This window comes from Acinetobacter sp. YH16038 (assembly GCF_013417275.1).
Lineage (GTDB): Bacteria > Pseudomonadota > Gammaproteobacteria > Pseudomonadales > Moraxellaceae > Acinetobacter.
The window spans coordinates 1-16,084 of sequence record NZ_VPEG01000028.1 but is presented as its reverse complement, the minus strand read 5'-3'; the positions used below and the strand labels follow the sequence as shown (position 1 = coordinate 16,084).

At 45.5% G+C, this 16,084-nt stretch carries 16 protein-coding genes; 14 read left to right on the top strand and 2 right to left on the bottom strand.

Annotated features, from left to right (window positions below; translation table 11 throughout):
* Positions 1-170: 170 nt before the first annotated feature.
* Positions 171-2,282, bottom strand: coding sequence for a phenylacetic acid degradation bifunctional protein PaaZ (gene paaZ, locus FTV34_RS12520; protein ID WP_180070403.1), 2,112 nt, complete (start codon positions 2,280-2,282; stop codon positions 171-173).
* Positions 2,283-2,544: 262 nt separating this feature from the next.
* Between paaZ and paaA the strand changes: the two genes are divergently transcribed.
* The 12 genes from paaA to FTV34_RS12460 all read left to right on the top strand — a co-directional run bounded on the left by paaA (position 2,545) and on the right by FTV34_RS12460 (position 13,395).
* Positions 2,545-3,489 (top strand): 1,2-phenylacetyl-CoA epoxidase subunit PaaA, encoded by a 945-nt coding sequence (paaA, locus tag FTV34_RS12515; RefSeq protein WP_180047921.1) that lies wholly within the window; start codon positions 2,545-2,547, stop codon positions 3,487-3,489.
* A 28-nt stretch (positions 3,490-3,517) separates the two neighbouring features.
* A complete protein-coding gene (gene paaB / locus FTV34_RS12510) occupies positions 3,518-3,805 on the top strand; it encodes a 1,2-phenylacetyl-CoA epoxidase subunit PaaB (RefSeq protein WP_180031833.1) in 288 nt (95 codons plus the stop codon).
* A gap of 16 nt (positions 3,806-3,821) precedes the next feature.
* Positions 3,822-4,577 carry a 1,2-phenylacetyl-CoA epoxidase subunit PaaC gene (paaC, locus tag FTV34_RS12505; protein WP_180070400.1) on the top strand — a complete coding sequence of 252 codons (756 nt, stop codon included), beginning with the start codon at positions 3,822-3,824 and terminating at the stop codon, positions 4,575-4,577.
* Between the two features lie 28 nt (positions 4,578-4,605).
* Complete coding sequence (gene paaD, locus FTV34_RS12500; RefSeq protein WP_166136733.1) at positions 4,606-5,106, top strand: 1,2-phenylacetyl-CoA epoxidase subunit PaaD; 501 nt, start codon at positions 4,606-4,608, stop codon at positions 5,104-5,106.
* Between the two features lie 65 nt (positions 5,107-5,171).
* Positions 5,172-6,230 (top strand): 1,2-phenylacetyl-CoA epoxidase subunit PaaE, encoded by a 1,059-nt coding sequence (gene paaE / locus FTV34_RS12495; protein ID WP_180070399.1) that lies wholly within the window; start codon positions 5,172-5,174, stop codon positions 6,228-6,230.
* A gap of 33 nt (positions 6,231-6,263) precedes the next feature.
* A complete protein-coding gene (locus FTV34_RS12490) occupies positions 6,264-7,034 on the top strand; it encodes an enoyl-CoA hydratase-related protein (RefSeq protein ID WP_180070397.1) in 771 nt (256 codons plus the stop codon).
* A complete protein-coding gene (gene paaG / locus FTV34_RS12485; protein WP_180070395.1) occupies positions 7,034-7,825 on the top strand; it encodes a 2-(1,2-epoxy-1,2-dihydrophenyl)acetyl-CoA isomerase PaaG in 792 nt (263 codons plus the stop codon). Before FTV34_RS12490 ends, paaG begins: the two co-directional genes overlap by 1 nt.
* A gap of 442 nt (positions 7,826-8,267) precedes the next feature.
* On the top strand, positions 8,268-9,479 hold the full coding sequence (gene pcaF / locus FTV34_RS12480; protein ID WP_180070393.1) for a 3-oxoadipyl-CoA thiolase: 1,212 nt from the start codon (positions 8,268-8,270) through the stop codon (positions 9,477-9,479).
* A gap of 58 nt (positions 9,480-9,537) precedes the next feature.
* Positions 9,538-10,830 carry a phenylacetate--CoA ligase PaaK gene (gene paaK / locus FTV34_RS12475; protein WP_180070391.1) on the top strand — a complete coding sequence of 431 codons (1,293 nt, stop codon included), beginning with the start codon at positions 9,538-9,540 and terminating at the stop codon, positions 10,828-10,830.
* Between the two features lie 60 nt (positions 10,831-10,890).
* On the top strand, positions 10,891-11,832 hold the full coding sequence (paaX, locus tag FTV34_RS12470) for a phenylacetic acid degradation operon negative regulatory protein PaaX (protein ID WP_159123525.1): 942 nt from the start codon (positions 10,891-10,893) through the stop codon (positions 11,830-11,832).
* A gap of 42 nt (positions 11,833-11,874) precedes the next feature.
* The gene (locus FTV34_RS12465) at positions 11,875-12,474 is read left to right on the top strand and encodes a gamma carbonic anhydrase family protein (protein ID WP_180070389.1); all 600 of its coding nucleotides are present in this window, start codon (positions 11,875-11,877) and stop codon (positions 12,472-12,474) included.
* Between the two features lie 141 nt (positions 12,475-12,615).
* Complete coding sequence (locus FTV34_RS12460) at positions 12,616-13,395, top strand: class I SAM-dependent methyltransferase (RefSeq protein ID WP_180003052.1); 780 nt, start codon at positions 12,616-12,618, stop codon at positions 13,393-13,395.
* A 55-nt stretch (positions 13,396-13,450) separates the two neighbouring features.
* On the opposite strand, the gene FTV34_RS12455 is transcribed toward FTV34_RS12460, so the two are convergent.
* Positions 13,451-14,260 (bottom strand): inner membrane protein YpjD, encoded by an 810-nt coding sequence (locus FTV34_RS12455; RefSeq protein ID WP_004783358.1) that lies wholly within the window; start codon positions 14,258-14,260, stop codon positions 13,451-13,453.
* 138 nt (positions 14,261-14,398) lie between these two features.
* On the opposite strand from FTV34_RS12455, the gene ffh reads away from it, so the two are divergent.
* Both ffh and FTV34_RS12445 read left to right on the top strand, forming a co-directional pair.
* A complete protein-coding gene (gene ffh / locus FTV34_RS12450) occupies positions 14,399-15,805 on the top strand; it encodes a signal recognition particle protein (RefSeq protein WP_004783356.1) in 1,407 nt (468 codons plus the stop codon).
* 127 nt (positions 15,806-15,932) lie between these two features.
* A partial coding sequence (locus tag FTV34_RS12445; protein WP_141214591.1) for a DUF4372 domain-containing protein occupies positions 15,933-16,084 on the top strand: 152 nt, incomplete at its 3' end.

Sequence of the window (16,084 nt, the reverse complement as noted above, 5' to 3'; positions counted from 1 at the left end):
TGATACAAATTTAATTATTTTTATTTTTAATATGTATCAGTTAATCTAATCTAGGAGTAATTTGCACAGCCGTCAATATGTCTAGATTAAAAAGATACAATTATTTTTAAAAGAATAAAAAAGGGAATCAAATTGATTCCCTTCTTGCTTTAAGTATCTGAAAATGGTGGTTAAGCGGTTTTTTCCACTAGAGTCAGGATGTCATAAGTCGCGACTAGTTCATTACGCTGGTTTTTCACTTTGATGTCCCAAACCACGACACCATGCGGTTTTTGCTCATCACGCAGTGGTTTTGGTGTTTTCTGCTTGCAGGTCAGTTCTACCTGAATGGTATCATCAATTTTCACTGGTTCTACGAAGCGCAGGTTGTCCATGCCATAGTTGGCAATAACAGGACCCGGAGCAGCATCAACAAACAGGCCAGCAGCGGCAGAAACAATGAAGTAACCATGTGCGACACGTTCACCGAACAAGGATTCTGCAGCCGCAATCTTGTCCATATGTGCATAGAAGTAATCACCACTTAAACCACCAAAGTTGACAATATCAGCTTCAGTAATGGTGCGGCGTGCAGTCAACAAGCGTTCACCGATACGCAATTCATCAAAAGATTTCTTGAATGGGTGTACGCGGTCTTCAAATACCTCAGCACCTGCGGTCCAGCTATGACCGACCTGAGTCAGCGCATTTGGTGAGCCTTGAATAGCAGTACGCTGCATATAGTGTTTCACTGCACGCAGGCCACCGAGTTCCTCACCACCGCCAGCACGCCCCGGACCACCATGCACTAACAATGGCAGTGGTGAACCATGACCGGTACTTTCCTTAGCGCTCTCACGGTCCAGAATATGCACACGACCATGCCAAGGGGCAATCTTACTGAGTAGCTGTTCAATATTTTCATCATGGTTACGCACAATTGAAGCAACCAGACTGCCTTCACCACGAGCTACTAATGTTGCCAGTTGTGGCAGGTCACTATAGGGCATCAATGTAACCACTGGGCCAAAGGCTTCGATATTGTGAATCTGTTGGGCCTGTACCGGATCTTTACATAACAGCACTGTTGGTGGATAGAAAGCAGATTTTTCTGGATGTGCGACCTGAATGCTAAAATCCTGGCGCAGGTGGCTACCCATGATGATTTCAGCTTCCTGTGCCAACTGTTCTACCTTGGCAGCAACATCATGCTTCTGTTTAACGCTGGCCAGAGCACCCATGGTTACGCCGTCCTGTGCAGGATCACCAATGACCACTTTCTGTAATTTTTCAGTCAGGCGTTGCTGTACGGTATCGAGCAATGCTGCTGGCACAAAGGCACGACGAATTGCAGTACATTTTTGGCCGGCCTTGGTTGTCATTTCACGGAAGACTTCACGCACAAACAGGTCAATGGTTTCATCATTGGCTTGCTGGGTCAGGATGGCGCTGTTCACCGAGTCGGCTTCCATGCTGAATGGAATGGAGTGGGCATTCAGGTGTGGATGCGCACGCAGTTTCTGGCCGGTAGCAGCCGAACCTGTGAAGGTTACCGTATCCTGTGCATTCAGGTGATCAAACAGGTCATAAGTCTGCCCGCAGATCAGCTGAAGGGTGCCTTCTGGCAGTAAATTGCTGGCTAAAATGTCTTTAACGACTGCATGTGTCAGTTCTGCGCCTTCTGTTGCCGGCTTCACAATACACGGCACGCCGGCTAGTAAAGTCGGTGCAATTTTTTCCAGCATGCCCCAGATCGGGAAGTTAAAGGCATTAATATGCACTGCTACACCAGCTTTTGGGCTCAGGATATGTTTGGCACCAAAGCTACCCTGTTTGGATAGTGGAATCCAGGCATCTTCAACCAGTGCCGTTTCATCGCTGAGTTCACGGCGAACCAGACTTGAATAGGCGAACAGGGTGCCGATCCCGCCTTCAATATCAATCCAGGCATCTTTACGGGTACAGCCGGTTGCGGCTGCCAGGCGGTAATAATCTTCCTTACGTTCCAGTAAATATTGTGCAACCTGTTTCAGGGCGTTGGCACGCTGGTGGAAGGTCCAGTGGGCAATGGCAGCACCTTTCTGTTTGGCATATTGCACTACGTTATACATGTCGATGCCGTGGCTACTGACTTGATAAATCGCTTCACCGCTAATGGCGTGATAGACCGTACGCAAGTCATTTTGTGCGCTATGTTCACCACCTAAAACCAGTGAACTCAATACTTTAACTTTAGCTGCGTAATGCGCCTGTGTGTCGTCCTGAAGATCCGTACTCTGGGTTGTGCTGTCCAGTTCCAACATTGTATAACTCCATTTATGATACGTTATTGAGTTTATTTTTACTTTTGATGTTTCATAAATTGCAATCAAAAAGCTTAAATGTCAATCATAATCCGCAAACAAAAAAGTAACTTTGATGTAATTAAAAAATTAAAAACAATAAATACAATAACTTAATAAAAAATGCTTTTGAAAAATATATGATACTTAAAAAATAGTATTGATTTTATATTTGTATCGTTTTAATTTGAGTGTATCAGCACTTGGGATAAGTGAGACAAACATGAATAAGCAACAACAAACATTCGATCAGAAGATAGAGCAGGACATTTCTATTGAAGCGAAGGACTGGATGCCGGATGCCTATAGAAAGACCCTGATCCGCCAGATTGGCCAGCATGGACATTCAGAAGTAATTGGCATGCTGCCAGAAGGCAACTGGATTACCCGTGCACCGACTTTGAAACGCAAAGCGGTATTGCTGGCTAAAGTACAAGATGAAGCAGGACATGGCCTGTACCTGTACAGTGCAGCAGAAACGCTTGGTGCAGACCGTGATGACATGATGGAAAAGCTGATTGCTGGCCGCATGAAATACTCATCCATTTTTAACTATCCAACTCTGACCTGGGCAGATGTAGCGGCGATTGGCTGGCTGGTAGATGGTGCTGCAATCGTCAATCAGGTGGCGTTATGCCGTACCTCTTATGGTCCTTATGCACGTGCCATGGTGCGTATCTGTAAAGAAGAAAGTTTCCACCAGCGTCAGGGCTTTGAGGCCATGATGCAACTGGCACAAGGCACGCCAGAACAGAAACAAATGGCACAGGATGCAGTGAATCGTTTCTGGTGGCCGGCATTAATGATGTTTGGTCCAAGTGATGACAATTCTCCAAACAGTGCGCAAAGCATGCAGTGGAAAATCAAATTATTCAGTAATGATGCATTGCGTCAGAAATTTGTCGATAACACTGTGCCGCAAGTATTGCAGCTTGGCCTGACTGTACCGGATCCAGACCTGAAGTTTAATGAAGAAACAGGCCACTATGAATTTGGCGAAGTGAACTGGGATGAGTTTTTCGATGTACTGGCAGGCAAAGGTCCATGCAACCACGAACGTATCGAAGCACGCCGCAAGGCTTGGGAAGAGGGCAAATGGGTACGTGAATCAGCAGCAGTTTATGCCAGCAAGCAACAGCAGCAGTCAGATCAACGAAAAATCGCCTAAGGCAACGGAATAGCACAAGGATATGCAAATGAACAAGAATAACTGGTCTTTATACGAAGTATTTATTCGCAGCAAACAGGGTCTGAGCCACCGTCATGTCGGCAGCCTGCGTGCTCCTGATGATGAAATTGCCCTGCAAAATGCCCGTGACGTCTATACCCGCCGCAATGAAGGGATAAGCATCTGGGTCGTGAAATCTGAACTGATTACCTCATCTCAACCAGATGAAAAATCAGAGTTTTTTGATCCTTCATTGAACAAGGTCTACCGTCATCCGACCTTCTATCACATTCCAGATGGCATCGAACACATGTAAGGTGGAGGAAAGAGCAATGACGAATCAGGTATTGGCACAATTTTTACTGCATGTTGGCGATAGCCAACTCATCCTTTCACACCGTCTGGCAGAGTGGTGCGGTCACGCACCGGAGCTAGAGCTGGATATTGCATTGGCAAATATTGGTTTGGACCTGTTAGGTCAGGCACGTACCGCGCTGAGTCTTGCCGGTGAAATTGAAGGACTGGGCCGTGATGAAGACAAACTGGCCTATTTCCGTACCGAGCGTGAATACCGCAACCTATTGCTGTGCGAACAGCCAAATAATGACTTTGGTCAAACCATTGTGCGTCAATGGTTGATGGATCATTACCATGCTTTGCTGTTTGCAGCCCTGAGCAATAGCAGGAATGAAGACATTTCTTCATTCGCCATCAAGTCGCTGAAAGAGGTGAAATACCATTTGCGTTTTTCAACCTCATGGATGGAACGTCTGAGCTTAGGTACTGCAGAAGCACATGAAAAGATCCAGAATGGTCTGAACCAGCTATGGCGCTTTACTGAAGAGCTGTTCAGCCTGACTGCAGATGAACGTCAGCTGGTTGATGCTCACCTGATTCCGGATCTGGAACTGCTGAAACCGAAATGGTTGGAAACTATATCTGCTGAGTTGCAACGTTTTGAACTGAGCTTGCCAGAAAGTGGTGCTTACCGTAGTGGCGCCAAGCAGGGACTACATACCGAACATCTGGGTTATGTACTGGCGGAACTGCAATATATGCAGCGCAGCTATCCAGGCATGGACTGGTAAATCCAGCACATCACAGGGAGTGAGTGGCATGAACTTGATTAGACATGTAGAAGATCAATGCTGGGAGGTCCTGGCACAGGTTTCCGATCCGGAAATTCCAGTCCTGTCAGTCCTTGACCTGGGCATGATTCGTGGAGTGGAGATCAACCCACAGGATGAAATCGTGGTTCGATTGACCCCCACTTATAGTGGCTGTCCGGCAACCGATCTGCTCAAGGCGGAAATCATCCAGGCATTTGCAGCACATGAGCTGACGCCGGTCAAAGTCGTGGTCGATCTGTCAGAAGCATGGACCACTGACTGGATGAGTGAAGAAGGCAAACAGAAACTGCAGCAATATGGTATTGCCCCACCCAAAGGTGGTTCAAACAGCTGCGGTACCCATGTCGCACTCAGTGATGGTATCCAGTGTCCACATTGTCAGAGCCATCACACTCGACTACTCAGTGAATTCAGTTCAACCGCTTGCAAGGCGCTGTACAAATGTCAGGAATGCTTGGAGCCGTTTGACTATTTTAAATGTATTTAAGGGCTTAAGCGCACAAGCCATAACAATAAAGCGTGAGATTGCCACAGCTTAAGAAGGATTTTGAAATGAGCCAGTTTATTCCGTTAACCATTAAATCGATTCAGTCTCAGACTGAACAGGCAATTTGCATTGCTTTTGAACTGAGTCCGGAACATGCCGAAAATTTTCAGTATCAGCCGGGCCAACACCTGACCATCCGTCATATGACAGAACAGGAAGAATTGCGCCGTTGCTATTCGATCTGTAGCGATAGTGATGAAGACATGAGTATTGCGATCAAGAAAATTGATCAGGGCCAGTTCTCGACCTGGGCCAATGAAAATCTGAAAGTCGGCGATGTACTGGAAGTGATGCCACCACAAGGTGTGTTTTTTCAGAAAGCGGCCAAGGTTGGTGGCAAACATTATCTGGGCTTTGCTGCAGGTAGTGGTATTACGCCAATCCTCTCTATTGTCAAAGCAGTTTTGAACCGTCAGAAAGATGCTACTTTTACCTTAGTTTATGGCAACCGTTCCTGGAAACAGACCATGTTCTCTGAACAGATCATGGATCTGAAAGACCGTTTTAAGGAACGTTTGCAACTGATCAATATTTTCTCGCGTGAACTGAATGACAGCGAGATTTTCAATGGTCGTATTGATGCAGAAAAATTGCAGCAGTTGTTCCAGGCGGGCCTGATTCCAGCAGAAACTGATCACTGCTTTGCTTGTGGTCCTGAAGAAATGATGAATGCGGTCGAAACTGTATTGCCAACTCTCGGGATTGAACGCAGCAAAATTCACACCGAACGCTTTAATACCGGGACTGCACCAAAAGCCTCTGCGCAGCAGATCGAAAGCCGTACCGAGGAAAAGGTCAACATCATTCTGGATGGTCGTGAGCTGATCATTGAAGTGTCCAAACAGGATGACAGTATTCTGGATGCGGCTTTACGTGCTGGTGCAGATCTGCCATATGCCTGCAAGGGCGGGGTATGTGCAACCTGTAAATGTAAGGTGCTGCAGGGTGAAGTGGAAATGGCGATCAACTATAGCCTGGAAGAAGAAGAAATCCAGAAAGGTTATGTGCTGAGCTGTCAGGCACGTCCAACCTCAGCCAATGTGCGTCTGAGTTTTGATGAATAAGCCGGAAATCAGGTCCATCACAGGAAAATCACTATGGAATTGATTAAAACCAGTTCACCCAAAGCTGGTGTGGTATTGATCGAGCTGAACCGCCCAGAAAAGCGCAATGCCCTGAACAATGCCACTTTGAAAGCCATTGCTGACACACTGCAAATTCTGGATACAGATACCGAAGTCAAGACGGTAGTGATTACTGGTAATACCCAGTGTATTGCAGCCGGTGCGGATTTAAATGAGTTAGCACAACTGGATGTGGTCAGCATTCAGCAGGATCAGCGTCCATTGTTATGGAAACGCATTGATGAATTTTCCAAGCCATTGATCATGGCAGTAAATGGCTATGCTTTTGGTGCCGGCTTTGAACTGGCACTACATGGTGACATCGTAATGACGGGTGATAATGCCCAGTTTGCCCTGCCAGAGATTAGCCTCGGTATGTTGCCCGGTGCAGGTGGAACCCAACGTCTGGCACGTCTGGTAGGACAGCAACTATGTATGCGTTGGGCTATGACCGGTGAAGTGATTTCTTCACAGACCGCTTTACAGCATGGCATCACCAGCCAGGTTTGTCCGGCAGATTTGACCGTGCAATATGCGGTAGAACTGGCAGCAAAAATTGCAAAACAGGCACCGCTGGCCATCCGTGTAATTAAACAGTCCCTGAAATCAATACATGAAGTGACCCTGAGTCAGGGCCTTAAACTGGAACGTCAGCATTTCGTCTGGCTGGCCGCTACCCAGGATCGTCAGGAAGGCATCAATGCTTTCCTGGAAAAAAGAAAACCAGAATTTAAAGGTGCGTAATGGATTACCAAACAATTAATGTTGAAGAAAAAAATGCAGTGGGCTACCTGACTTTTAATCGTCCTAAACAGCTCAACAGTTTTAATGAAACCATGCATCAGGAAGTATCTTCTGTCGTAAAACGCTGGGCGCAAGATTCAGCAATTCGCGCAGTGGTGATTTCTGCAGAAGGTCGTGGTTTCTGCGCTGGTCAGGACCTGAACGACCGTGTAGTAGATCCAAACGCTGATGCTCCAGATTTAGGTTTATCCATTGAAAAATACTACAACCCGCTGATTAAACTGATTACTGAAATGCCAAAACCGGTGATCTGTGCCGTAAATGGTGTAGCAGCGGGTGCAGGTGCCAATATTGCTCTGGCTTGTGACATCGTGGTAGCAGCGAAATCTGCTTCATTTATTCAGGCTTTTTGCCGTCTCGGTCTGGTGCCAGATTCAGGGGGTACCTGGTTCCTACCACGCCTGGTTGGCCGTGCTCAAGCGATGGGTCTGGCGATGCTGGGTGACAAAATCTCGGCTGAACGTGCGCTGCAACTCGGCATGATCTGGCAGGTAGTTGAAGATGATCAGTTAAAGGCAGAAACTGAAAAAATGGCTGAACATCTGGCGACTCAGCCGACTTATGGTCTATCCCTGATCAAGAAAGCGATTCATGCCGCTGCAGACAATAATCTGGATGAGCAACTGATTCTGGAGCGCGATCTGCAACGTCTGGCGGGCCGTTCTAATGATTATCGTGAGGGCGTTCAGGCCTTTATGCAAAAACGCACACCACAATATAAGGGCTGCTAAATCTGCCGGAGAAGGATTTGACTCGGCTCAAAGTTGTGCGATTTTTTCCTTTCAGTTGTCGCTTAGCCACTTGGTCGAGTTGAATTATTCCTGACAGGTATGAATATGATACCTATTTGGTCTGATGGTTAGTTAGGTCCTATGTTATATGTAGTAGTACCCTGATAGTAAATGAAATCTGAAAATATAGATTTATGCACTATTTTTCTACTCAAGCTGTTGATTTTTAAATTATTATTTATTTTATTTATTCAGGTAAATATTTTGAATGAGTAAATAGAATTTAATATGACACAAATTTACAAATATTAAAAAATATGTATCGTATTTTTGGTGAAGAGTGATACAACCTGGTATATATTGAACTAAGCAGACAGCGCTAGGACAGGCGCAACAAGTATCGCCAACACAGTTACGTGTGGCGAGCTAAGGAACAAGAACGATGGAACATGTTTATATTTTTGACGGTATTCGTACCCCAATTGGTCGTTACGCAGGTGGTTTGAGCAGTATTCGTACTGATGACCTTGCTGCTTTGCCGATCCAGTATTTAAAACAGCAGCATCCCAACCTGCCATGGGCAGAAGTTGATGAAGTGATTTTAGGCTGTGCCAATCAGGCCGGTGAAGATAATCGTAATGTCGCGCGTATGGCAGCACTTTTAGCGGGCCTGCCGGAAAGTGTACCTGCCATTACTGTAAACCGTCTCTGTGCTTCCGGTCTGGATGCTGTCGCTCTGGCAGCACGTGCAATTAAATCGGGTGAAGCGCAATTTGTAGTCGCCGGTGGGGTAGAATCCATGAGCCGTGCACCATTTGTACAATCCAAGCCCATCACAGCATTTAGCCGTACTCCTGAAATTTATGACACCACCATTGGCTGGCGATTTATCAATCCAAAATTTAAGGTAGGTTTCGGCGTAGATAGCATGCCGGAAACAGCAGAAAATGTGGCTGAAAAATATCAGATTAATCGTGAAGATCAGGATCTGTTTGCTTATCACAGTCAGCAAAAAACTGCACAGGCACAGCAGAATGGTATTTTTCAGGCAGAAATCCTGCCAGTGGAAATCAAGGGCGCTAAGGGTTCTACTCGGGTGATTGCTGAAGATGAACATCCACGTGCCGATACTACTTTAGAAAAGTTATCTTCTCTAAAAGCACCATTTCGCAAGGAAGGTGGTTCGGTAACTGCGGGTAATGCGTCTGGTGTCAATGACGGTGCAGCCTGTGTGCTACTGGGTAATAGATATTTCGCAGAACAATATGGACTGAAACCGCTAGTACGGGTGGTAGGAATTGCCAGTGCAGGTGTAGAGCCACGCTATATGGGGATTGGACCAGTACCAGCGATACAGAAAGTATTAAAACAGACAAACTTAAGTCTGGAACAGATGGATGTGATCGAACTGAATGAAGCCTTTGCCGCACAGGCACTTGCAGTGCTACGTGAGCTAGGCCTTCAGGATGATGATCCACGAGTCAATCCAAACGGGGGTGCTATTGCCCTTGGCCATCCACTCGGAATGAGCGGTACACGACTGGTGATTACTGCCATGAAAGAATTACAGCGCAAGCAAGGAAAATATGCCCTTTGTACCATGTGTGTCGGTGTTGGACAGGGTGTCGCACTGATTCTGGAAAATGTGGCTTAAGGACTGAATCAAAAGAGAAATCATCAGCAGTCAGGATGACTGCAGCAGGAGCAAGAATATGAATAACAATGCAATGGAACAGATTGAAACCGCTTCAGTAGATGAATTACGTAGCCTGCAATTGGAACGTATGAAAAAAACGCTGCAGCATGCCTATCAGAACAGTACGGTTTACAAGAAAAAATTTGATGAAGCCGGTGTCCATCCGGATGATCTAAAATCACTGGATGATCTGGCAAAATTCCCGTTCACCACCAAGCAGGATCTGCGCGAAAACTATCCATTTGGTATGTTCGCTGTGCCTCAGGAGCAGATTGTCCGTGTACATGCTTCTTCAGGAACCACAGGTCAGCCGACTGTAGTCGGTTATACCCAGAATGACATTAATACCTGGTCAGATGTTGTGGCACGCTCGTTGCGTGCAGCCGGACTCAGTAGTAAAGATACGATTCAGGTATCTTATGGTTACGGCTTGTTTACTGGTGGCCTAGGTGCACATTATGGCGTAGAACGTCTGGGTGCCACCGTAATTCCAATGTCAGGTGGCCAGACCGACAAGCAGGCCCAGCTGATTCATGATTTCAAGCCAACAGCTTTAATGGTCACTCCATCATACTGTCTGAACATTATTGAATGTCTGGAGAAAAAATTCGGAACTGCCAAGGACTGTTCAATCAAGACAGGTATCTTTGGTGCAGAGCCATGGACCAATGAAATGCGCCGTGAAATTGAAGAACGTCTAGGCATTGATGCGCTGGATATTTACGGCCTGTCCGAAGTCATGGGACCGGGTGTGGCGATGGAATGTCTGGAATCCAAAGATGGACCTACCATCTGGGAAGATCACTTCTATCCTGAAATTATCCATCCGGAAACGGGTGAAGTATTACCTGATGGTGAACTGGGTGAGCTGGTATTTACCACCATCACCAAAGAAGGTATGCCGGTGATTCGTTACCGTACCCGTGATCTGACACGCTTATTGCCAGGTACAGCACGTACTATGCGTCGTATGGACAAGATTGTCGGTCGCAGTGATGACATGATGATTATTCGTGGCGTGAATGTGTTCCCATCACAAATTGAAGAGCAAATCCTGCATATTCCGCAGCTTATTCCGAATTATCAGATTCAGATTTGTAAACAGGGCCATCTGGATACATTGCATATTCGTACCGAAATGCGTAAAGATAATGCTATAAATATGACACACCAATTGGCAAATCAGCTGAAAGTACAAATCAAGACCATGGTCGGGATTAGTGTCAGTGTGGAAGTTTTACCGGAAGGTAGCTTGCCACGCTCTGAAGGTAAGGCTCAGCGGGTGTTTGATATCCGAAAGTCCGCTTAAATACGTCTGGATGACAGGCTCAGGTCTGTCATCCGGCTTTAACAAGGTAAATTGAACGTAATGAATCCGAAATTAAAACAAGTAATTGATGATTTCATTCAGAATGAGACCCTTAGTGGAACCTCATTGGTAATGACGATTTTTGGTGACAGTATTTATCACCGCGGGGGAGTCATTAGTCTTGCCAGCCTGATTCAACTGATGGATGTATTCGGCTTCAATGAGCGTTCTGTGCGTACCGCCGTATTCCGTCTGGTACAAAATGGCTGGCTGAGTTCTGAAAAAATTGGCCGCACCAGTTATTACCGTATTACCGAAAGCAGCCGTCAGCGTTTTATTACCGCAGACCAAAAGATTTACAGCTTCCAGCATAATGAATGGGATCAGAAATGGGACCTGGTTCTGCTCAGTTCAGTTGAACTGGAAAATAAACAGACGCTAAAAAAAGAACTGGAATGGTTAGGCTTTGCCAATATCGCGACCAATGTCATGGCCTATCCGGGGTGTGATCAGCAGAAACTGCAAAACCTCTTACTGAATAACAAGATGACTGATCAAGTCGTAGTGTTTCGTGCTGAAACTTTACAGCTTTGGCAGGAATCTTATCCAACCATTAAACGCATGGTCGAAACCAATTGGCCAATCCCGGAACTGCATCAGCGTTATGAAAAATTTATTAGCGATTTCCGCGAGTTTTTCTATCTGGTGGAAAATGAAGAGGAACTAGATCCGGTACAAGCCTTTCAGATCCGTATCCTGCTGATCCATCAATATCGCCGTATTTTACTGAAAGACCCGAATCTGCCATTTGAACTGTTACCAACAGACTGGTTGTCACTGATTGCACGTAACTTAAGTACCAATCTATATCAGGCAGTATTTGCAGCAGGAGATGAGTTTTTCCTGGAGACTGCCCGGACAGCGGAAGGCCTTATGCCACCGGCACATCCACAATTTTATAAACGTTTTGGTGGCTTAAAGCAGCCGGAATTGACTTTTTAATATTTTAAAAAATCATGAATGTAATAGCTCAAGGAGGAGTCTATGCCATGTTATGCGATTGATGGGGTGATTCCTGTCGTCAGCCCTGAAGCTTATGTCCATCCTACGGCTGTGCTGATCGGTGATGTGATCATTGAAGCCGGAGTTTATATTGGTCCGTTCGCTTCGCTGCGGGCCGATTTTGGCCGGATTCATATCCAGAAAAATGCCAATGTCCAAGATTCCTGTACCATTCATGGATTTCCGGACAGTGTGACCTTGGTTGAAGAATATGGCCATGTCGGTCATGGTGCCATTCTGCATGGCTGCGTGGTACGAAAAAATGCCCTGATCGGTATGAACAGCGTAATTCTGGATGAGGCCGAGATCGGGGAGAATGTCATTGTTGGGGCCAACAGTACAGTTAAGGCCAAATTCAAAGTGCCAGCGAATAATTTGGTACTTGGCAGTCCGGCAAAAGTCATCCGTCCTTTAGAAGAAAAAGAAATTGTCTGGAAAAGCCATGGCACCGAGCAATATATCCAGCTCACTGCACGTTGTTTGAATACCATGCAGGAAGTAAAAGCTTTAACCGAAAATTCCGCAGAGCGACGTAGTTATCAGAACTTTAAAGCGGATTATCAAATCAAGCAAAATAGTTAAACTCGCTGATTTTTAAAAAATTTAGATAATTAAAATACGCTAATTTTTTAGTTTTAAAAATTATTGGAAATGAAACCAAATTCCTATTGTCGCCTTTCCGGATCGAGTTAAGCTGTTAGAAAACAGGTCAGGAAAGTGCAGATGGAAAGGCGGGAATTTAAAGACCATTTCTCCCAGCAGTCCCAAGATTATGCCTTGTTTCGCCCGCATTATCCGGACACTTTGGGGAAGATGCTGGCAAAGCTATCAACGAGTACCAAATTGGCTTTAGACGTCGGCTGTGGCTCAGGACAGTTTTCAGAGGTTTTGGCGCATTATTTTGATCAGATCATTGCCATTGATGCGAGTAGCGAACAAATCGCACAGGCCAAACCTCATCCGAAAATTCAATATCATCAGGCCTTAGCCGAAGAAATCCCATGTGTTGACCAGAGTGTAGATCTGATTTCAGTCGCACAAGCTGCCCATTGGCTGGATCTGGACAAGTTCTATGCGGAAGTTCGCCGTATTGCAAAATCCAATGCCATTCTGGCTCTTATTAGTTATGGGGTATTCAGCATTGATGAAGAACATCTGAATCATTATTTCAGACATTTTTATGAAGTGACGATCGCACCCTATTGGGCACCTGAACGTCGCCATGTCGATGAAGGATACAAAAATCTGCCATTTCCATTTCAGGAAATTTCTGTACAGCCGCCGGTATTACAAGTCGAGTGGAACTTTTACCAACTGATAGGCTATATGAGTACTTGGTCAGCCGTAAAAGCAGCCACCCAGGCACTCGGACATAATCCGCTGAATGTACTGGCAGATGCCTTATTGCCAGAATGGGAAGATCCAGAATTGCCCCGGGTGGTGAGTTGGCCGCTATCGCTACGAGTGGGAAGGATAAATCCAGATCAAGAAAAGGATAATTAAATAAAAAGCCCAGTCTTAACTGGGCTTTAAAAATATAAAGTAGAGGTAAATCAATTTATTTGTTTAACAGCATTTCCAGCACAAATTTGGAGCCGATAAAACCGAGCGCCAGCAGGCCAAACCCAAGCAGGGTAAAACGAACTGCTTTCTGACCACGCCAGCCAAATTTCCAGTGGCCAATCAATAATGCACCATAAACCAGCCAGGACACAATACTAAAGGCGGTCTTATGGGCCAGATGCTGGGCAAAGAAATTATCAATGGTAAAGAAGCCAAAACCCAATGCCAGTGTCAATAGAATGAAACCAGTCATCAGCATATCGAACAATAAAGATTCCATATCCTGATAGGAGGGCAACAGATTGACCCAAACCCGACGTTTCTGTTTTTTCTTCAGTTCACGATCCTGAAACCGCAAAATGACGGCCTGAATCGTCGCCATCAATAACACAGCGTATGCAGATAGGGACAAGATAATATGAATATCCAGACCTAGGGAATTTTGTGCAATAACTTTCGCTGGCTGGGTGAAACTGAAACCGAGAATCAGGCCGGTCGCAGCGACGGGAATACCAATCAGGTTTAGCGCAATAATCGGCCGATAGGTACTGTAAATGATGCTTAGCAGCAGCATTAGCCCTGAAGTAAAGGAAAGTAAGGCAAATACATCATAATTCATCCCCATCGGGGTATACATGTCACCTGATAAAACCAAAGCATGCAGTACCAGTCCAACTAAAGCTGTTAAGCCGACAAACCATTGATTTGGAGTACGTTTAGTCATTAAATGAATGAACAGATACCAAAAAGAGGAGGTATAAGCGATTAATGCTAAGATCGTGTAGACCAAGGGTAGGCTAAGCATGTCAAACCTTTTTAAGGGTGATGAATATTCATTTATATAAATTCAGTGCGAACTACAGTATCCTATAGCATTCTATGCATAAATTTTCTATTTTAAGAAACAATTTTTTGCTACTGGCTATTTTAAGCGGATTTTGCAATGTTTGATACCTTAACAGAACGACTCACGCAGAGTTTAAGAAATGTTACTGGCTCAGGGCAGCTAACCGAAGACAATATTAAAGATACGTTACGTGAAGTACGTATGGCACTTCTTGAAGCCGACGTTGCGTTACCTGTAACTCGTGAATTTATCGCGAAAGTTAAGGAAGAAGCATTAGGCCAGGAAGTGATGACTCAGTTATCACCAGGGCAAGCCTTCGTCAAAATCGTCTATGACGAATTGACCAAAATGATGGGCGAGGCTAATGAAAGCCTTGACCTTGCAGCAAAACCACCGGTGGTGGTACTGCTTGCCGGTTTGCAGGGTGCGGGTAAAACCACGACTGCAGCCAAACTTGCGCGCTTCCTGCAAGAGCGTCAAAAGAAAAAAGTAGCTATGGTGTCTGCCGACGTTTATCGTCCGGCTGCGATCAAGCAGTTACAGACAGTGGCTGGTGAAGTTGGCGCGATTTTCCTTGAATCGAGTGCTACTGAAAAACCAATCAGTATCGTTAATCGTGCAATTGAACAGGCAAAAATCCAGTTTGCCGATGTACTGATTGTCGATACAGCAGGTCGTCTGCATATCGATGACGATATGATGGAAGAGATTAAAGAGCTGCATGCAGCGATTAATCCGACTGAAACCCTGTTCGTGGTCGATGCCATGACCGGTCAGGATGCGGCAAATACGGCCAAAGCATTTAACGATGCGCTTCCTTTGACAGGTGTGATCCTGACTAAAACTGATGGTGATGCGCGCGGTGGTGCAGCACTGTCTGTTCGTGCGATTACTGGCAAGCCAATCAAGTTCCTCGGTATGGGCGAAAAACTGGATGCGCTTGAGCCATTCCATCCGGAACGTGTGGCACAGCGTATTCTGGGCATGGGTGACGTGCTTTCTTTGGTCGAAGAAGTTGAACGCAAAATCGACAAAGAAAAAGCCGAGAAAATGGCGAAGAAATTGCAGAAAGGCGGTAGCTTCAACTTTGAAGATATGCTGATGCAATTCGAGCAGATGAACAAGATGGGCGGCATGATGGGCTTCCTGGACAAACTTCCAGGCATGAGCAATTCTGGTATTCAAGATGCGATTGCGCAGGCGAATCCTGAAAAGCAAGTGAAGAAAATGGAAGCGATTATCCAGTCGATGACCATCAAGGAACGTCGTAACCCTGACCTGATGAATCCAAGCCGTAAAAAGCGTATTGCAGCAGGTTGTGGTATGGAAGTATCAGAAGTCAACAAGCTGATCAAACAGCATGCGCAGATGGCGAAGATGATGAAGAAATTTGCCAATCCGTCGGGTATGGCAAAAATGATGAAATCACTGAGCGGTCTGCAAAAACAGTTTGGTGGCGGCGGTGGCATGGGTCCACTGTTCGGCGGGAACGACAAAAAATAACTGTTTTAAATAAAAAAGGCGCATATAGCGCACTGCTGTCCCATAGTTTGCTTTAAATAAAAAAACCTGAGTCCTAACAGTTAAAATATGAGTGCAAACAAACACTTTAACGACCAGGATTCAGGTTTTGTCACATCAGAATACCGTATTTCATGAGCTAATTAAACCTGTTGTGCGACAGGATTTTGAACAACTTGCTAAAGTGCACCATGTTGGACAGAAATTTAGAGCGGCTTCCCGGTGGGATCAGTTTATTGCCATATTGATGTCTCAATTCTC